This is a genomic window from Aggregatibacter sp. 2125159857, from assembly GCF_017798005.1.
In the GTDB taxonomy this organism is placed as follows: domain Bacteria; phylum Pseudomonadota; class Gammaproteobacteria; order Enterobacterales; family Pasteurellaceae; genus Aggregatibacter.
In genome coordinates this window covers 1331341-1346438 of record NZ_CP072548.1, presented here as the reverse complement: position 1 = coordinate 1346438, position 15098 = coordinate 1331341, and the positions used below count along the sequence as shown (strand labels likewise).

Annotated in this window: 12 protein-coding genes and 2 pseudogenes; 10 read left to right on the top strand and 4 right to left on the bottom strand. The window is 44.5% G+C overall.

All coding sequences use genetic code 11. The features are described from left to right. Window positions 1-106: 106 nt before the first annotated feature. Window positions 107-835: a dethiobiotin synthase gene (gene bioD, locus J5X96_RS06710; RefSeq protein ID WP_209362495.1), complete on the bottom strand. Its 729-nt coding sequence runs from the start codon at window positions 833-835 to the stop codon at window positions 107-109. A gap of 307 nt (window positions 836-1142) precedes the next feature. Between bioD and asnS the strand changes: the two genes are divergently transcribed. Beyond that, window positions 1143-2546 carry an asparagine--tRNA ligase gene (gene asnS / locus J5X96_RS06705; RefSeq protein WP_209362493.1) on the top strand — a complete coding sequence of 468 codons (1404 nt, stop codon included), beginning with the start codon at window positions 1143-1145 and terminating at the stop codon, window positions 2544-2546. Between the two features lie 74 nt (window positions 2547-2620). Here asnS and J5X96_RS06700 read toward each other — a convergent pair whose 3' ends face one another. Together J5X96_RS06700 and rplY are read right to left on the bottom strand one after the other, a co-directional pair. Beyond that, complete coding sequence (locus tag J5X96_RS06700) at window positions 2621-3124, bottom strand: hypothetical protein (protein ID WP_021615268.1); 504 nt, start codon at window positions 3122-3124, stop codon at window positions 2621-2623. A 66-nt stretch (window positions 3125-3190) separates the two neighbouring features. Then, on the bottom strand, window positions 3191-3478 hold the full coding sequence (rplY, locus tag J5X96_RS06695; RefSeq protein ID WP_021615269.1) for a 50S ribosomal protein L25: 288 nt from the start codon (window positions 3476-3478) through the stop codon (window positions 3191-3193). A 213-nt stretch (window positions 3479-3691) separates the two neighbouring features. On the opposite strand from rplY, the gene J5X96_RS06690 reads away from it, so the two are divergent. Further along, window positions 3692-4297 (top strand): DedA family protein, encoded by a 606-nt coding sequence (locus J5X96_RS06690; RefSeq protein ID WP_209362491.1) that lies wholly within the window; start codon window positions 3692-3694, stop codon window positions 4295-4297. Window positions 4298-4480: 183 nt separating this feature from the next. Here J5X96_RS06690 and glnE read toward each other — a convergent pair whose 3' ends face one another. Next, a complete protein-coding gene (gene glnE, locus J5X96_RS06685; protein ID WP_209362489.1) occupies window positions 4481-7414 on the bottom strand; it encodes a bifunctional [glutamate--ammonia ligase]-adenylyl-L-tyrosine phosphorylase/[glutamate--ammonia-ligase] adenylyltransferase in 2934 nt (977 codons plus the stop codon). Window positions 7415-7655: 241 nt separating this feature from the next. Between glnE and cas3 the strand changes: the two genes are divergently transcribed. The 8 genes and pseudogenes from cas3 to cas8c all read left to right on the top strand — a co-directional run bounded on the left by cas3 (window position 7656) and on the right by cas8c (window position 15090). Further along, window positions 7656-9947: a CRISPR-associated helicase Cas3' gene (gene cas3, locus J5X96_RS06680; RefSeq protein ID WP_209362487.1), complete on the top strand. Its 2292-nt coding sequence runs from the start codon at window positions 7656-7658 to the stop codon at window positions 9945-9947. A gap of 104 nt (window positions 9948-10051) precedes the next feature. Then, a pseudogene (locus J5X96_RS06675) lies at window positions 10052-10330 on the top strand (ATP-dependent helicase); the annotation flags it as partial. Window positions 10331-10445: 115 nt separating this feature from the next. After that, window positions 10446-11027 (top strand): hypothetical protein, encoded by a 582-nt coding sequence (locus tag J5X96_RS06670; protein WP_204100896.1) that lies wholly within the window; start codon window positions 10446-10448, stop codon window positions 11025-11027. Then, a complete protein-coding gene (locus J5X96_RS09780; protein ID WP_245193454.1) occupies window positions 11024-11461 on the top strand; it encodes a hypothetical protein in 438 nt (145 codons plus the stop codon). Before J5X96_RS06670 ends, J5X96_RS09780 begins: the two co-directional genes overlap by 4 nt. Further along, entirely contained in the window at window positions 11424-11969 is a 546-nt protein-coding gene (locus J5X96_RS09775) for a Kiwa anti-phage protein KwaB-like domain-containing protein (protein WP_245193453.1), read from the top strand. Before J5X96_RS09780 ends, J5X96_RS09775 begins: the two co-directional genes overlap by 38 nt. A 41-nt stretch (window positions 11970-12010) precedes the next feature. Further along, window positions 12011-12415, top strand: a pseudogene (locus J5X96_RS06660) (DNA methyltransferase); the annotation flags it as partial. Window positions 12416-12637: 222 nt separating this feature from the next. After that, window positions 12638-13315: a type I-C CRISPR-associated protein Cas5c gene (gene cas5c / locus J5X96_RS06655; RefSeq protein ID WP_209362484.1), complete on the top strand. Its 678-nt coding sequence runs from the start codon at window positions 12638-12640 to the stop codon at window positions 13313-13315. After that, window positions 13312-15090, top strand: coding sequence for a type I-C CRISPR-associated protein Cas8c/Csd1 (gene cas8c / locus J5X96_RS06650; RefSeq protein WP_209362482.1), 1779 nt, complete (start codon window positions 13312-13314; stop codon window positions 15088-15090). Before cas5c ends, cas8c begins: the two co-directional genes overlap by 4 nt. Window positions 15091-15098: the final 8 nt, after the last annotated feature.

The following is a 15098-nucleotide window of genomic DNA, read 5'->3' as shown; positions in this document are numbered from 1 at the left end:
TATGGTTAATTTTCACCGCACTTAATGTTCACTGCACTTAATTTTTTACCGCACTTAATCTTTTACCGCACTGAGTCTTCACCGTGTTTTCTGCTGTTTACCGTTTTTATGCGACCCATTCTGTTCGCATATACGTCAATCGGTCAAGCCCTGTAATAAAGTGGCTTAAGTCTTGTTCTTCAGGTCGATGAATATAGGCAATTTCACCGAGCAATGGCGCATCTATTTTTTGTTTTAACGTTTCAATAATTTCAGCATAATGACCGAGGCCGGGGTTAATTCGATTTGCAACCCATCCCAATAATGGCAGATTCTTGCTAAGTATTGATTGCACAGTCAATAAGGCATGATTAATACAGCCTTCTTTAATTCCCACCACGACAATAGTTGGCATATTGTGTTCAGCAACCCAGTCGGCAAAACTATAGTCTTTATTAATGGGCGTCAACCAACCGAAAGCCCCTTCGACAGCAACCGAAGAATATTTGGCGGATAGCCGTGCCAAATCTGCATTCAGCTTCTCGATTTTAACTCGTTGACTTTCTTCTGTTAAAATAGGGATCGTATGCAAGAACGTGTAACTATTGACTTCTTCATAGGTAACATTTTCGCTTGTGCTATTCATCAACGTTAGAACATCAGAATTATCTTTCGTTTCATAGTCACTTTCTTCCTGCAAAGACTTCAGCGAATATATCGGTTCATCTTGCCCGAATGCAATTGGCTTGTACCCAACGACTTGAATGCCCGCTTTTTGCAAAGCTTGCATGATTGCACGTGTTACAATCGTTTTGCCAACATTCGTATCAGTTCCTGTGATAAAAAAACTACTCATCATCATCCTCTTTTCTACTTTAGTCGTGAGATTCTAGATGAAAAAGGGTGATGTTATTTTGAGATAAAACAATATTTAATAAATTTATCGATCTTTTTGCATAAAATGCATGAAGATATCCCGATTATTTATGCTTTTATGTCATCAAAATAAATACGGATTAATCAGGAAGGATTTTGATCAAAATGAGGTGTGTTCACTATCCGCATTGCCTTAAAAAATAAAAGCATCAATAGATTTTGGTAAATTTTCTAACTTAAGGTAAACTAGTGCAGTTCTAGAAAAATGGATTAAATTTGAGGTATATATGACAAAAATTGCATCAATTGTAGATGTGCTACAGGGCAAAATCGCAATTGGCGAGAAAGTGACTGTACGCGGTTGGGTACGCACCCGTCGCGATTCTAAAGCAGGCCTATCTTTCCTTGCCGTTTATGACGGCTCCTGCTTTGCACCTATCCAAGCCATCGTAAATAATGATATCGTTAATTATGAATCTGAAGTATTGCGTTTAACTACCGGTTGTTCCGTCATTGTAACAGGGACAGTGGTTGAATCGCCGGCTGAAGGTCAAGCTGTTGAGTTACAAGCAGAGAAGGTGGAAGTCACCGGTTGGGTTGAAGATCCGGAAACCTACCCAATGGCAGCAAAACGCCATTCAATCGAATATTTACGGGAAGTTGCACACCTTCGCCCTCGCACGAATATTATCGGTGCCGTTGCACGTGTACGTCATTGTTTGGCTCAAGCCATTCATCGCTTCTTCCACGAGCAAGGTTTCTATTGGGTGGCAACGCCGTTAATCACCGCTTCCGATACGGAAGGTGCGGGCGAAATGTTCCGTGTTTCTACGTTAGATTTAGAAAACTTGCCACGCACAGATAAAGGTGCGGTGGATTTTAGCCAAGATTTCTTTGGTAAAGAATCATTCTTAACTGTATCCGGTCAATTAAACGGTGAAACTTACGCTTGTGCATTAAGTAAAATCTATACGTTTGGCCCAACGTTCCGCGCTGAAAATTCCAACACAACCCGTCACTTAGCAGAATTCTGGATGATTGAACCGGAAGTGGCTTTCGCAACGCTCGCCGACAACGCAAAACTTGCTGAAGATATGTTGAAATATGTTTTCCGTGCAGTCTTAACAGAACGTCGTGATGACTTGGAATTCTTTGCTAAACATGTTGACAGCGATGTCATTAATCGCTTGGAACGTTTCATTCATTCCGATTTCTCCCAAGTAGATTACACCGATGCCATTGAGATTTTATTGAAATCCGGAAAAACCTTTGAATTCCCGGTTTCTTGGGGAATTGACCTTTCTTCCGAACATGAACGCTATTTAGCGGAAGAATATTTCAAATCGCCTGTTGTGGTGAAAAACTATCCAAAAGACATTAAAGCCTTCTATATGCGTTTAAACGATGATGGAAAAACCGTTGCTGCGATGGATGTGTTAGCACCGGGAATTGGTGAAATCATTGGTGGTTCACAACGTGAAGAACGTTTAGATGTGCTAGATAAACGCATGGAAGAAATGGGCTTAAACCCTGAAGATTATTGGTGGTACCGCGATTTACGCCGTTATGGCACTGTGCCGCATTCCGGCTTTGGTTTAGGTTTTGAACGTCTCATTGTTTATGTGACAGGGTTGCAAAACATTCGTGATGTGATTCCATTCCCACGTGCACCACGCAACGCAAACTTCTAATTTCTAACAAGAAATAAAAATCCCCTTATTCGTTACGAAAAGGGGATTTTTTATGGAGATTGGCTTAAGCAGAATTATTGTGCTTTAGCATTTCCATTAAATTTTTTCTCTAATGCAAGGCTTTGCTCTTGTAGTTTCGCCATGGCATCTTTTAATTTTTCTGCTTTTGCTAAATAAGCTTTTTGTTGTTCTTCCGTTGGCTCGCTTAAGCTCACATTCGCTTGATCAACCAATAAATCGCTTGCTAAGCTAAGCACGGTTTTTGTTTGTTCTTTGACTTCATTAATTGAAGCAGATTGAATTTTTAACGATTCTAAGCTAGCAATTGTGTTTTTTACAGAGTTATTAAAGGTATCAATCGCTTCTTGGATCTTTTTATTGTCTTTGGCTTGTACCGCCACCATAAGATCTTGTTGGAATTTTTGTTGGGATTGTAGCTGTGTTTGCTCTTGGTTTCTGTTCCATTCAATTAACGCATTATAATCAGCCGTTTCAACTGCAGGATCTACCGCTTTATCACAAGCAGCCAAAAAAACAGCAAATAAAGCAACAGCACCAAATTTAATTAATTTTTTCATAATCTATCCTTTATGTAATAGTGGTATATAAAGAAAACTCCAGAGGCCATCTGGAGTTTTTATCAATTATGCACGTTTGAAGTCAATGTGCACAAGTTTCGGCTTAAATGGGTGACGTTGCATTGCTTGCACTTTCACAGCCACCTCTTTACCATCAATCACTAATGTGATGACGTCAGAATAGAAAGAATCATGCGCTTGCGCATTGTTTAGTTCATCATGACTTAAAATGATAGATACAGGCTCTTCCTTGCCACCATAAACGATAGCCGGGATTTGACCGTTGTGACGCAGGCGGCGGCTCGCACCCTTACCTTGCGCTGTACGAACTTCAGCGTTGAATTTAAATGCCATTTTAGTGTTCTCTTTTTAAAGATTTAAACGAATAAAAATCGCAGGCGACCCAGCGATTTCACAAAATTTGCTCAAAGTCTGAACTTTGAGGTTGGCGATTATAATAAATTCGTATAGGTAATGCAAACTCAATCAAGCACTTTTTCCTAGCCATATTCAGGCAAGATGGGATAAAATGGGTGGGTTATTTTTAGTTTTAGGGCGCTTTCATTCATGGAATTTCTGATTAATTTTTTTAGCAATTACGGTTATTTCGCCGTGTTATTTGTTTTGATTATCTGTGGTTTTGGCGTACCGATTCCGGAAGATATTACATTAGTTTCCGGCGGCGTTATTTCCGGTTTGGGATATGCTAATGTGCACATCATGTTGGTCGTAAGTTTACTTGGTGTGTTGCTAGGCGATAGCACGATGTATTGGCTTGGTCGCATTTATGGTACTAAAATGCTACGTTTTAGACCTATTCGTCGCTTTTTGACTTTAGATCGTTTGCGCATGGTACGTAGTAAATTCGATCAATATGGCAATCGTGTGTTATTTGTCGCACGATTTCTACCCGGTTTACGCGCCCCGATTTACATGGTTGCCGGAATTACCCGACGGGTGAGTTTTACACGTTTTGTATTATTAGATTTCTGTGCTGCGATTATTTCCGTGCCAATTTGGGTTTATCTCGGTGATTTCGGTGCCAGCAATTTAGATTGGCTACACGCACAAATTAAGAAAGGCCAATCAGTGATTTATATCTTAATCGCGCTCCTTGTGGTTTATCTTGTTTGGAAATGGTATAAAAATCGCAAGAAAGCCCAACAAAGTTAAATGAGTCCTGCGAGGGGATGATAGGGGATGAGGGTGTCTCCAGCAATGAGAGCGTAGAGTAGAGCCGCCGATTTTGATGACAAATCGGCGCTAACACGGCCTAAAAGTGCGGTCAGTTTTCAAAGTAATTTTTAATACGGTGATAAAAACGTAGCCGCATGTTACCCCAAAAAGAAACTTGTCTTATCCCAATAATTTCTTCCAAATCTCCCGCACAAACGCCCTTTCTGCACAAAATTCCGACCCGTCCACCACAGAGGGTAAACCGAGCAAATTCAAATGGTGAATACGATTGCGTAGCTCTACATAACATTGTTTCAAACGTTCGCTGTCGGCGTCAGAAATCACGCCGTATTCTGCCATGATTTCGAAAATCCGCACGTTATCTGACCAACGGGTGAGGGCGGGCTGTCGCGGCGAATGCGCCAACACCAAATATTGTGCGATAAATTCAATGTCTGTGATGCCACCTTGGTCGGTTTTAATATTGAATTGGGCATTATCATGTTTTGCCAAATGTTCATACATTTTTTCCCGCATTTCGCAGACATCGTGTTTCAGTTGAACTAAGTCACGCGGAGCAGAAAGCACGTTGTGGCGAATGGTTTCAAATTCGTCCCGCAGTTTCTGTTCGCCGAACACCGCACGGCTACGCACCAAGGCTTGTTTTTCCCAGGTCCAGGCTTCGTTTAGCTGATAGTTCTCAAAGGCGGCGAAAGAGCAACCAAGCAATCCTGCATCGCCCGATGGGCGTAGGCGCATATCTACGTCATATAAAATCCCGGCGCTGGTATTCATGCTGAAAATACTGACGATTTTTTGGGCCAAACGTAAATAAAATTGGTTGCTGTCGATGACTTTTTTGCCGCCAACGGTTTGACTGTTGTTGGCGGGATCGTATAAGAAGACGAGATCTAAGTCAGATTTATAGCCTAATTCAATGCCGCCCAATTTGCCGTAACCCACCACGAGGAAGTTTTTCTCTCCTTCCGCCAAATGTTCTGGCACACCAAAACGCACGGCGATTTGTTGCCATGCCAAATTGACCACCGCGCCGATAATCGCCTCAGCCAAATAGGTGAGATGATCGCTCACTTTCATTACCGGCAACACACCGAGAATATCGGCCGCGGCAATGCGGAGCAGGGCAGCGTGCTTAAACTGGCGCAAGCCGTCGATAAATTGTTCTTCGTCATCTTCGGGCTGGCGCAATAAATATTGCTGTAATTCTGAGGCGTACTCGGTAAAGTGCGATGGATTTCGTAGGGATTTTTGATCGAGCAATTCATCGAGCAAAATCGGGTGGCGCGCCACTTGTTCTGCAATAAATTTTGATTGGGCGCAAAGTTCGATAAGTTGTGTCAAGGCTTGCGGATTCTCTGCTAACAGTTCGAGGTAAGTGGTGCGCGTGAGGATTTTTTCAATAATCGTCAAAATCCGTGGCAGTAAAACAGGGCTGTTGGGCGTGTGTAAAACTTGTTCCAGCAGGTTTGGCATTAAGCGATTAAGCACTGCCCGCCCGCGCACACCAATGGCATAACGGGGCAATTCGTTGCGAAATTGCAACAGACGATCCAACACCGCATCTTGTTCCGCCTCCGGCACACCGTTTTGTTGTAAAATGCTGAGTAATTCTTGTTCGTCAAAATCCGTTTCGAGGAAATCTTCCCACGCATTTTCCGATGTGTTTTCCTCTTGCTCATCACCAATTAATGACTGAAAAACCGACCGCACTTTGCGCTGATGTTCTTGTAACACGGCGAGAAAACTCGCCCAATCGTGAATCGGGTAGGTGACGGGAACACTTTCTTGTTGCGCACCCCATTGGGTAAATTCCGCGCAGGCGAAGATTAAACGTTGACGATCCAATTCATTGTCTGGCAGTTGTTGGGTTTGTTGATCTTTGATGGCTTGCAGCACATTTTCCGCGCGACGTAGAAATAAATAGGCATGGTGCAAATCGGATTCCTGTTCGGTGGAAATTAAATTCAGCCTGCTTAGTTCCGGCAATAAATTCAGCAATTCGTGCTGCTGCAAGGCAATTTCCCGTCCACCGCGAATTAACTGGAAAACCTGCACGATAAACTCAATTTCACGAATGCCGCCCGCGCCCAATTTGATGTTATCGGTGAGGTTGCGGCGGCGCACTTCCCGTTCGATTTTTTGTTTCATCTCACGCAACGCCTGAATCACGCTGAAATCGATGTAGCGACGATATACAAACGGGCGCAATAAATTCTGTAAAACGGCAACATTGGGATCCGTTGATTGCGCACCTAAAATGCGACCTTTGATCATGGCGTAACGTTCCCAATCGCGTCCTTGATCCTGATAATACTGCTCCATGGCGTTAAAACTGAGTGCCAGCGCGCCGCTATCCCCAAAGGGACGTAAACGCATATCCGTGCGGTACACAAAACCATCGGCGGTGTATTGATCCAACGCGTTAATCAAGCGTTGCCCCAAACGGGTGAAAAACTTCGCATTATCCACGCTGCGGCGCGCACCCACGGTTTCTCCTTGGCTTGGATACGTAAAAATCAAATCAATGTCGGAAGAAAAATTCAGCTCAAAGCCGCCCAGTTTACCCATGCCGAGAATATATAGCTGCTGCGCGTTGCCCTGCGCATCCATCGGCGTGCCCATTTCTTCACAAGCCCGCGCATAAAGCCAATCGCGCGCACCAATAATCAGACTTTCCGCCAGTTGCGACAAGCGAATAAAAACCTGTTCCACCGTGGCGAAATTAAGACTTTGACAAACACTCAGCTTCACCATTTCACGGGCGCGAAACAGACGTAATTCCCGGTAAAGTTGCTCTTCCGTTTGCACATGCTGTAATACCTCATCTAACCGCTCGGCGTACTGGTCACAGTCCTCAAAGTGTGGTAGTTTTCCCCAACATTTTGCTAAAAACGCCGGCTGTTTCTGCCACGCCTCCGCCACAAAATCCGACATCGCCACCGCCACAGCCATTTGCCCGATATTCGTTGCGAGATCTTCTCTTTGTTGTTCGATTTGTTCAAACAAAGTGGAATCGAATTTTTCCGGAAAAGAGTGAATTAAAACCTCGGCGAGAGAATGGAGTTTATCGGCAAATTGAGCAACAAAAGACATGGTGAATCCTTATGAAAAATGGTGCGTAAACTTTAGCATGAAATGGGGCAAATTTCAGGGGGGAAAAAGTGTGATTGGGGTCTCAGAATGAAAAATCGGCGTTAGATGATATGTAATATTTTTGATACGCTCTAACCACGAATAAGTGTGATGTTATGTTTCTAAAAAATCTAAATTAATTCTTAAATAAACTACACTTTATTAAATAAAATAATATTGTATTTAACCTTAGGAAACCAAAATGTCCCAATCTGTTATTCGCTACGCCCATTCCGCGCAAGATGAACTCGGCAACCTCTTGCCTTACGAACATTGGCAAACCTTGCAAAGCCATTCAGTCAATGTTGGTGAAATGGCGGCGGAGTTTGCTCGGGTATTCGGTGCTCAGGAAATTGCCTGCCAGACGGGACGGCTTCATGACTTAGGGAAATATTCGGAAGCCTTTAATCACCGATTGCATGGTGACCCATCAGTTGATCATGCTACTGCCGGAGCCAAAATTGCTGTCGAGCGTTGGGGAAATGTTATCGGCAAGCTGATGGCGTTTTGCATTGCGGGGCATCATGCAGGGCTGGCAAATGGAAACGGTGAAGGTGATAACCGCCGCACGTTAAAACAGCGTTTGGCTTTGAAATTTGGCGAAGATATTCCCGCCCTCGATAACCTGTGGCAACAAGAAATCAAACTCCCTCAAACCCTGTCCGCACCGCCACTCAAATCCGACGCGCATCATCCTTTTTTCTCCTACGCCTTCTTCACTCGAATGCTTTATTCCTGCTTGGTGGATGCTGATTATCTCGACACCGAAGCCTTTTATTCAAACTTAGAAAACAACGTCGTCGAGCGCGGCGGTTATCCCGATTTAAACGCCTTACAACACAATTTCAATCAATTTATCAACGATTTCAGACGACGTATCGCCCAAACTTCAGAGCAAACCGAAGCCGAAAAACGCAATGCCGCCTTAAACCGCCTGCGCAGTGAAATTCTCGATCATGCCGTAGAACAAGCGGCACAACCTCAAGGGCTGTTTACGCTCACCGTGCCGACTGGCGGCGGTAAAACCTTCACTTCCATGGCATTTGCGCTGGAACACGCCAAACGGCACAGTATGCGGCGCGTGATTTACGTCATCCCGTTCACCAGCATCATCGAACAAAATGCCGCCGAATTCCGTAAAGCCTTTGGCGAATTGGGCGAACAAGCCGTGTTGGAGCACCACAGCACTTTCGACGACAGCGAACTGCAAGACGACGCCACCAAAGACAAATTGCGTCTTGCCTCAGAAAACTGGGACGCGCCGATTGTCGTGACCACCGCCGTGCAATTCTTCGAATCCCTCTTTGCCGACCGCTCCTCGCGCTGCCGCAAGCTGCACAACATCGCAGGCTCCGTCATCATCCTCGACGAAGCGCAAATGCTGCCGCTCAATCTGTTGCTGCCCATCATGCAAGCTATCAAAGAATTGGCGCAGAATTATCATTGTTCTGTCGTCATGTGCACCGCCACCCAGCCAGCCATGCAAGCCGAAAACGGCTTCTATCGCGGCTTTGAAAACGTGCGCGAAATCGCCCCAAAACCGACCGCACTTTTCGACAAACTGCGCCGCACCACCGTGCACCATATCGGCACAAAAACCGACGCCGACCTGCTCGCCAAACTTGGCGAACACCCGCAAATGCTCATTATCGTCAATAACCGCCGCCACGCTCGCAGCCTGTACGACCAAGCCAAACACCTTGACGGCACGTTCCACCTGACCACCTTAATGTGTGCCAAACACCGCAGCCAAAAGCTCGATGAAATCCGAGGCCGTCTGAAAAACGGCGAACCCTGCCGCGTTATCGCCACCTCCTTAATTGAAGCCGGCGTTGATGTGGATTTTCCGCTGGTGATGCGTGCCGAAGCAGGTTTAGACAGCGTTGCCCAAGCTGCAGGGCGCTGTAACCGCGAAGGCAAAAGGCTACCTGAAAACAGCTTTGTCTGGATATTCGCGCCCGAAGAACAATGGAAAGTCCCGCCTGAACTTGCCACCCAAGCCGCCGTTATGCGCCTGACCGCCGACAGCTTTTCAGACGACCTTTTATCCACCCAAGCCGTCGCCGCCTACTTCGCCGAGCTTTATCAATTAAAAGGCTGCGAACTGGACAATAAAAAAATTCTGAAAATGCACAGCAACGCCGGACAAAGCCTCGATTTCCCATTCCAAACCATCGCCGATAAGTTCCGCATGATTGAAAGCCACATGCAGCCGCTGATTATTCCGTTCGATGGTGAAGCCGAAAACCTCATCAGCAGCCTGTACCACACCGACCACATCGGCGGACTCTTACGCAAACTACAACCCTACACCGTCCAAATCTCCGAAAAAGCCCTCGCCGCTTTGTATAAAGCAGGACGTATCAAACCAATTAACGAGAAAAACTTCGGCAAACAGTTTTATACGCTGATCGGGCTGGATTTGTATGATGAGGTGGCGGGGCTTTCTTGGGAGGATACGGCGTTTTTGAAGGGGGAGAGTTTGGTGTTTTAAATTAACTTATAATTTATAGAATATTAATTTGATTTTTACCTTTAAAAGGCATATCCTTCCTGTGGCTTAAAAAGTAATTTGGAGAAAATTAAGACCATGTCCCAATCTCAACTGAGACACTACATCAAGCTCGATACTACTCCTGGTTTTTAACCCATCAAGCCGAGGGTGGCAGTATGGACTCGTTAGCAACAACATTGGTTGATGCCCAAGTCGATTTAAACCCGCATCAAGTTGATGCAGCTTTGTTTGCCTGCAAAAATCCGTTGTCGAAAGGTGTGATTTTGGCAGATGAAGTAGGTTTAGTAAAAACCATCGAAGCGGGCTTGGTAATATTGCAGCATTGGGCAGAACGCAAACGTAAAATTCTGATTATCACCCCAACCGTTTGATTGAAGAGCTGGAAGAACAGTTGAAACAGAAGGTTGAAGAGGAAGAATTGTTTTTTATTGAGTGGGAGATGGTGTGATATGAGTCAAATTGAAAGGAAAAATAAATATGGCTGATTCATCTTTAAGATTAAGACCATGGGTCTCGTTAATTCTTTTTATTAGTGCATATTCTCCATTAATGGTGATTATGGCAATTAAACAAATAGATTTGACAAGTCCAAACTATTTTAATTCTCCAGAAATCGGAATTGGCTTATTAGTTGCAGCAATAATTAGTAGCATCATTGTGTTGCAAGTGGTTAAAAGCGTCCGAAGTGGATTAATGGTTGTCGTGAGTAAGGCATCGAATAAGTCAGGAGATATGTTTGGATATACAATTCCTTATATGATGTCTTTTATGCGGATTGACTTAACTGATTGGCAAACAATATTGGCGATTATATTATTTTTGACTGTATTGTTCACTATGGCTTATCGAACACAAACAGTATTTATCAATCCTATCTTGGCTATTTTTGGATATATGTTGATTGATTGTACATTTAAGCGAGGGGAAAAGGAGGTGCAAGCAATGGTTATTACTAAGCAACCCATTAGCTATGGTGATACAGTTTGTTTGGATAGGCTTTCTCATTATCTATATATTCGTTCAAACTCTGACTATAAGAATGATAAGGAAAAATCATGAGCACAAACACTAAAAAACAAATTAAAGAAATACAAGCAGAAAATTTTAACGATTGGTCTGTATCATTCTGGCTGATAAAAAGAAAGGCTCCAACAACTATCAAAGAAGCTTCGTATCATGCTTGGCGTGTCGATATGGATAAAAAATTGCCTACTCGCTTTAAAGGCTACCTGAAAAATCAACTTCAAGGGAAAAAGTTTCATGTTGAGAAATATGATTATAGCAATGCAGACTGTGATGATGTATTGCTAACAGTTGATTCTGGTATCACAGATTTTGAAAAAGTTGAGGCGGAAATAAATAAAGGTTTTGATAATCCAAGAGTAGATAATCATAAAGATCTACTTAATTCATGGGCCTATGTTATTTTGTTTGAAAAAGATGATAAAAAATTGTATGCCTGGAAAAAAAATCAATACGGACACGCAGCCTAAAAAGGTGGCTTCAAAAGGGATTCTGTTTTTTATAAATAAAGAATTGGTTGATCCTGATGATAAAGAGGTTTTTGTTATTTATCCAAATTATGATTTTTTTGTTTATAAAAGAACAGTATTTATAGCGAGCAAAAAACAGTTTGAGAGTTCAATGAATTTTCGGGAAGGGATGAAGCGAAAATCTGCCGAAGTGATTGCTGATTTTAAAAATCTTGAAACTTTTAAAAATATAGAATTGATTGAGCAGTATGTTGGTAATAATCTACATCACTTACGAAAAATGGCTTCTATATTAAAATCTGGTTATTATAAACAACCTGATTATCTTAAAAAATTAATTGCTGTCAATAAAAAAGAAAAATGGGATTTGAAGGTGGAGAATGGGCAGATTGTAGTTGAAGAAGAAACAATAGATTTATTGTTAAAACTGCTTAATAACGATCGTTTGCGCTCACCCATCAATGATGAAATATTTGATGCTGCTGCAAAATCCAAGGTTAATAAATAAGGTGTAAAGTTATGACCAAACAAAAACTAGAACTCACCTGAATAGGCAAACACAAACGTCCGAAGTTAGAAGCGCGGATTTTGCTGGAAGACACGGAAAAGTCCTATCATACCAAAGTGCGGTCAGAATCGGCGGCGTTTGATAACCGATTGATTTTCGGCGACAACCTGCTTTCGCTTAAAGCGTTGGAGCAGGAATTTACGGGTAAGGTGAAATGCGTGTTTATCGAACCACCTTTTAACACTGGCTCTGCGTTTGAACATTACGACGATGGGGTGGAGCATTCTATTTGGATGGGGCTGATGCGCGACCGCTTGGAAATCATCAAACGCCTGCTTTCAGACGATGGTTCGCTATGGATTACCATTGACGACAACGAAGCGCATTATTTGAAAGTCTTGTGTGATGAAGTGTTTGGGCGGAGGAATTTTGTTGTAAATGCCATTTAGGTTAAGAAATCTGCTCCTCAAAATGATGCAAAATTGATTATGTACTGATTCCGTATGATGAAGTTGCCGAATCAAAAAAATTGGCAGATTTTTTAAGATTTGAGAAAAAGTCTGTCTAAAGCGGATCGCACTTAATAAAGTGCGCGGATTGAAACTAAAATTTATAGGTTATTAGTAAAAATCAGCCGCCTTCGGGCGGCTGTGTGTTAAGGAGTTTGTATGGCAAACCAAATCCGCCTACACATTTGGGGCGATTATGCCTGTTTTACCCGTCCGGAGATGAAGGTGGAGCGGGTTTCTTATGATGTCATCACGCCGTCGGCGGCGCGCGGGATTTTGGCGGCTGTGCATTGGAAGCCGGCGATTCGGTGGGTGATTGACCGGATTTATGTGTTGAAGCCGATTCGGTTTGAGTCGGTGCGGCGCAATGAGTTGGGTGGCAAGATTTCGGCGGGTAAGGTCAGCGGTGCGATGAAGCGTAAGAGCGTTGCCGATTTATATACGCTGATTGAAGACGACCGCCAGCAGCGCGCGGCGACGGTGCTTAAAGACGTGGCTTATGTGATTGAAGCCCATGCGGTACTGACGGTAAAAGCGGGAACGGATGAGACCGTTACCAAGCATATTGAGATGTTCAAACGCCGTGCGAAAAAAGGGCAATGCTTTCAGCAGCCTTGTTTGGGCGTGCGTGAGTTTCCTGCCGATTTTGCGTTGATTGACGAAGGCGAGCCGCTGCCGCCGTCGGTATTATCGGAAAACGAGGCAAACCGCGATTTGGGCTGGATGCTACACGATATTGATTTTGATCACGGCAACACGCCGCATTTTTTCCGCGCGGAAATGAAAGACGGCTTGATTGATGTGCCGCCGTTTTACGCCGAGGAGGTGAAAGCATGATTCTTGCGTCCCTTGCCCGCTATTACCGCCGTTTGGCAGCGGAAACCGATGACATGGGTAATCCGAAAGTGCCACCTTATGGTTTTAGCGAGGAGAAAATCGGTTGGATTTTGGTGTTGGATAAAGAAGGTCGTCTGAAAACTGCCGTGCCGAATCTGACCACCGATAAAAAGCCGCAGCCGAAACTGATGAGCGTGCCGCGCCCTGAAAAACGCACGTCGGGCATCAAGCCGAATTTTTTGTGGGATAAAACCGCCTACACGCTTGGCGTGGAAGCCAATAAAAACAAAGTCGAAGCAAAAGAAAAACCGTTTACGCCGTCTGAAAAAACTTTTGACGCCTTCAAGCAATACCATCACGATTTACTGAAAAACAGCGAAGACGAAGGTTTACAAGCCTTATGCCGTTTTCTGCAAAACTGGCAGCCTGCACATTTTGCTGCCGAAAATCTGCCTGCCGAAATGCTCGATGCCAACATCGCATTTTCTCTTGAAAAACCAACCGCACTTATCCATAAACGCGAAGCCGCGCAAAGCTTGTGGGCAGGTCGTCTGAAAAGCGACGAAACACTCGAAGGCTTGTGCTTGATTAGTGGCGATACAGCCCCGATTGCGCGGCTGCATCCTGCGATTAAAGGCGTGTTTGGCGGGCAAAGTTCCGGCGGTTCGATTATTTCGTTCAACAAAGAAGCCTTTGCCTCGTTTGGCAAGGAGCAAGGCGCAAATGCGCCCGTATCCGAACAATCCGCGTTTGCCTACACCACCGCGCTGAACTATCTGTTGCGCCGCGAAAATAATCACTGCCTGACCATCGGCGACGCCAGCACGGTCTTTTGGGCGGAAGCGGATGATAACGCAACTGCGCAGGCTGCCGAAGGCTTCTTCGCGCATGTATTCACGCCGCCGGATGACGAACAAGAAAGCGCCAAAGTTTTCAACGTATTGGAACAGATCGGCAAAGGTCGTCCGCTGCAAGAAATTGCGCCCGAACTCTCTCCCAATACCCGTTTTTATATCTTAGGGCTTGCCCCCAATGCCGCGCGGATTTCTGTTCGATTTTGGCTGGACACCACGTTTGGGCAGCTGGCGGAAAATTTGGCGCAGCATTGGCAAGATTTAGCCCTTGAGCCTTGCGCATGGAAAACGCCGCCGTCTATTTGGCGACTCTTATTGCAAACTGCCGTGCTGGGCAAAAGCGAAAACATCTCGCCCGTGTTGGCTGGTGAAATGACCCGCACCGTGATTTGCGGTACACCGTATCCCTTGAGTTTACTGTCGCAACTGATTACCCGAATCCGCGCCGATGGCGACGTGAACGGTCTGCGCGTGGCAATGATGAAAGCCGTATTAGAGCGGCGTTTTAGAAAAGGTTTTATCGAAGAAGGAGTTCCTATGAGTTTGAACAATGAAAGCCCAAATCGCGCCTATCTTTTAGGGCGGCTGTTTGCCGTGTTGGAGCGCATTCAATATCAGGCGTTGGGCGAATTAAACGCCGGCATTGCCGACCGCTATTACGGCTCTGCATCCGCCGTGCCGTTTTCGGTTTTTCCGCGCCTTTTGTCGGGTGCAAAACACCATTTGTCGCGCTTGCGTAAAGACAAGGCCGGCATGGCGGTGAATTTGGATAAAGATTTGGGCGAAATCATTGCCAAACTGCCCGAAACCTTTCCGCGCCATTTGAGCATTGACGAGCAAGGCCGCTTTGCCATCGGCTATTACCACCAAAAACAAAGCTATTTTGCTAAAAAAGAAACCGCTGAAACTATTGAAAACTAAGGAGCCAG

What these genes read in the sequence shown, in the direction of transcription:
- bioD (WP_209362495.1), bottom strand. Translation starts at nt 835, where the DNA reads ATGAGTAGTTTTTTTATCACAGGAACTGATACGAATGTTGGCAAAACG.
- asnS (WP_209362493.1), top strand. Translation starts at nt 1,143, where the DNA reads ATGACAAAAATTGCATCAATTGTAGATGTGCTACAGGGCAAAATCGCA.
- J5X96_RS06700 (WP_021615268.1), bottom strand. Translation starts at nt 3,124, where the DNA reads ATGAAAAAATTAATTAAATTTGGTGCTGTTGCTTTATTTGCTGTTTTT.
- rplY (WP_021615269.1), bottom strand. Translation starts at nt 3,478, where the DNA reads ATGGCATTTAAATTCAACGCTGAAGTTCGTACAGCGCAAGGTAAGGGT.
- J5X96_RS06690 (WP_209362491.1), top strand. Translation starts at nt 3,692, where the DNA reads ATGGAATTTCTGATTAATTTTTTTAGCAATTACGGTTATTTCGCCGTG.
- glnE (WP_209362489.1), bottom strand. Translation starts at nt 7,414, where the DNA reads ATGTCTTTTGTTGCTCAATTTGCCGATAAACTCCATTCTCTCGCCGAG.
- cas3 (WP_209362487.1), top strand. Translation starts at nt 7,656, where the DNA reads ATGTCCCAATCTGTTATTCGCTACGCCCATTCCGCGCAAGATGAACTC.
- J5X96_RS06670 (WP_204100896.1), top strand. Translation starts at nt 10,446, where the DNA reads ATGGCTGATTCATCTTTAAGATTAAGACCATGGGTCTCGTTAATTCTT.
- J5X96_RS09780 (WP_245193454.1), top strand. Translation starts at nt 11,024, where the DNA reads ATGAGCACAAACACTAAAAAACAAATTAAAGAAATACAAGCAGAAAAT.
- J5X96_RS09775 (WP_245193453.1), top strand. Translation starts at nt 11,424, where the DNA reads ATGCCTGGAAAAAAAATCAATACGGACACGCAGCCTAAAAAGGTGGCT.
- cas5c (WP_209362484.1), top strand. Translation starts at nt 12,638, where the DNA reads ATGGCAAACCAAATCCGCCTACACATTTGGGGCGATTATGCCTGTTTT.
- cas8c (WP_209362482.1), top strand. Translation starts at nt 13,312, where the DNA reads ATGATTCTTGCGTCCCTTGCCCGCTATTACCGCCGTTTGGCAGCGGAA.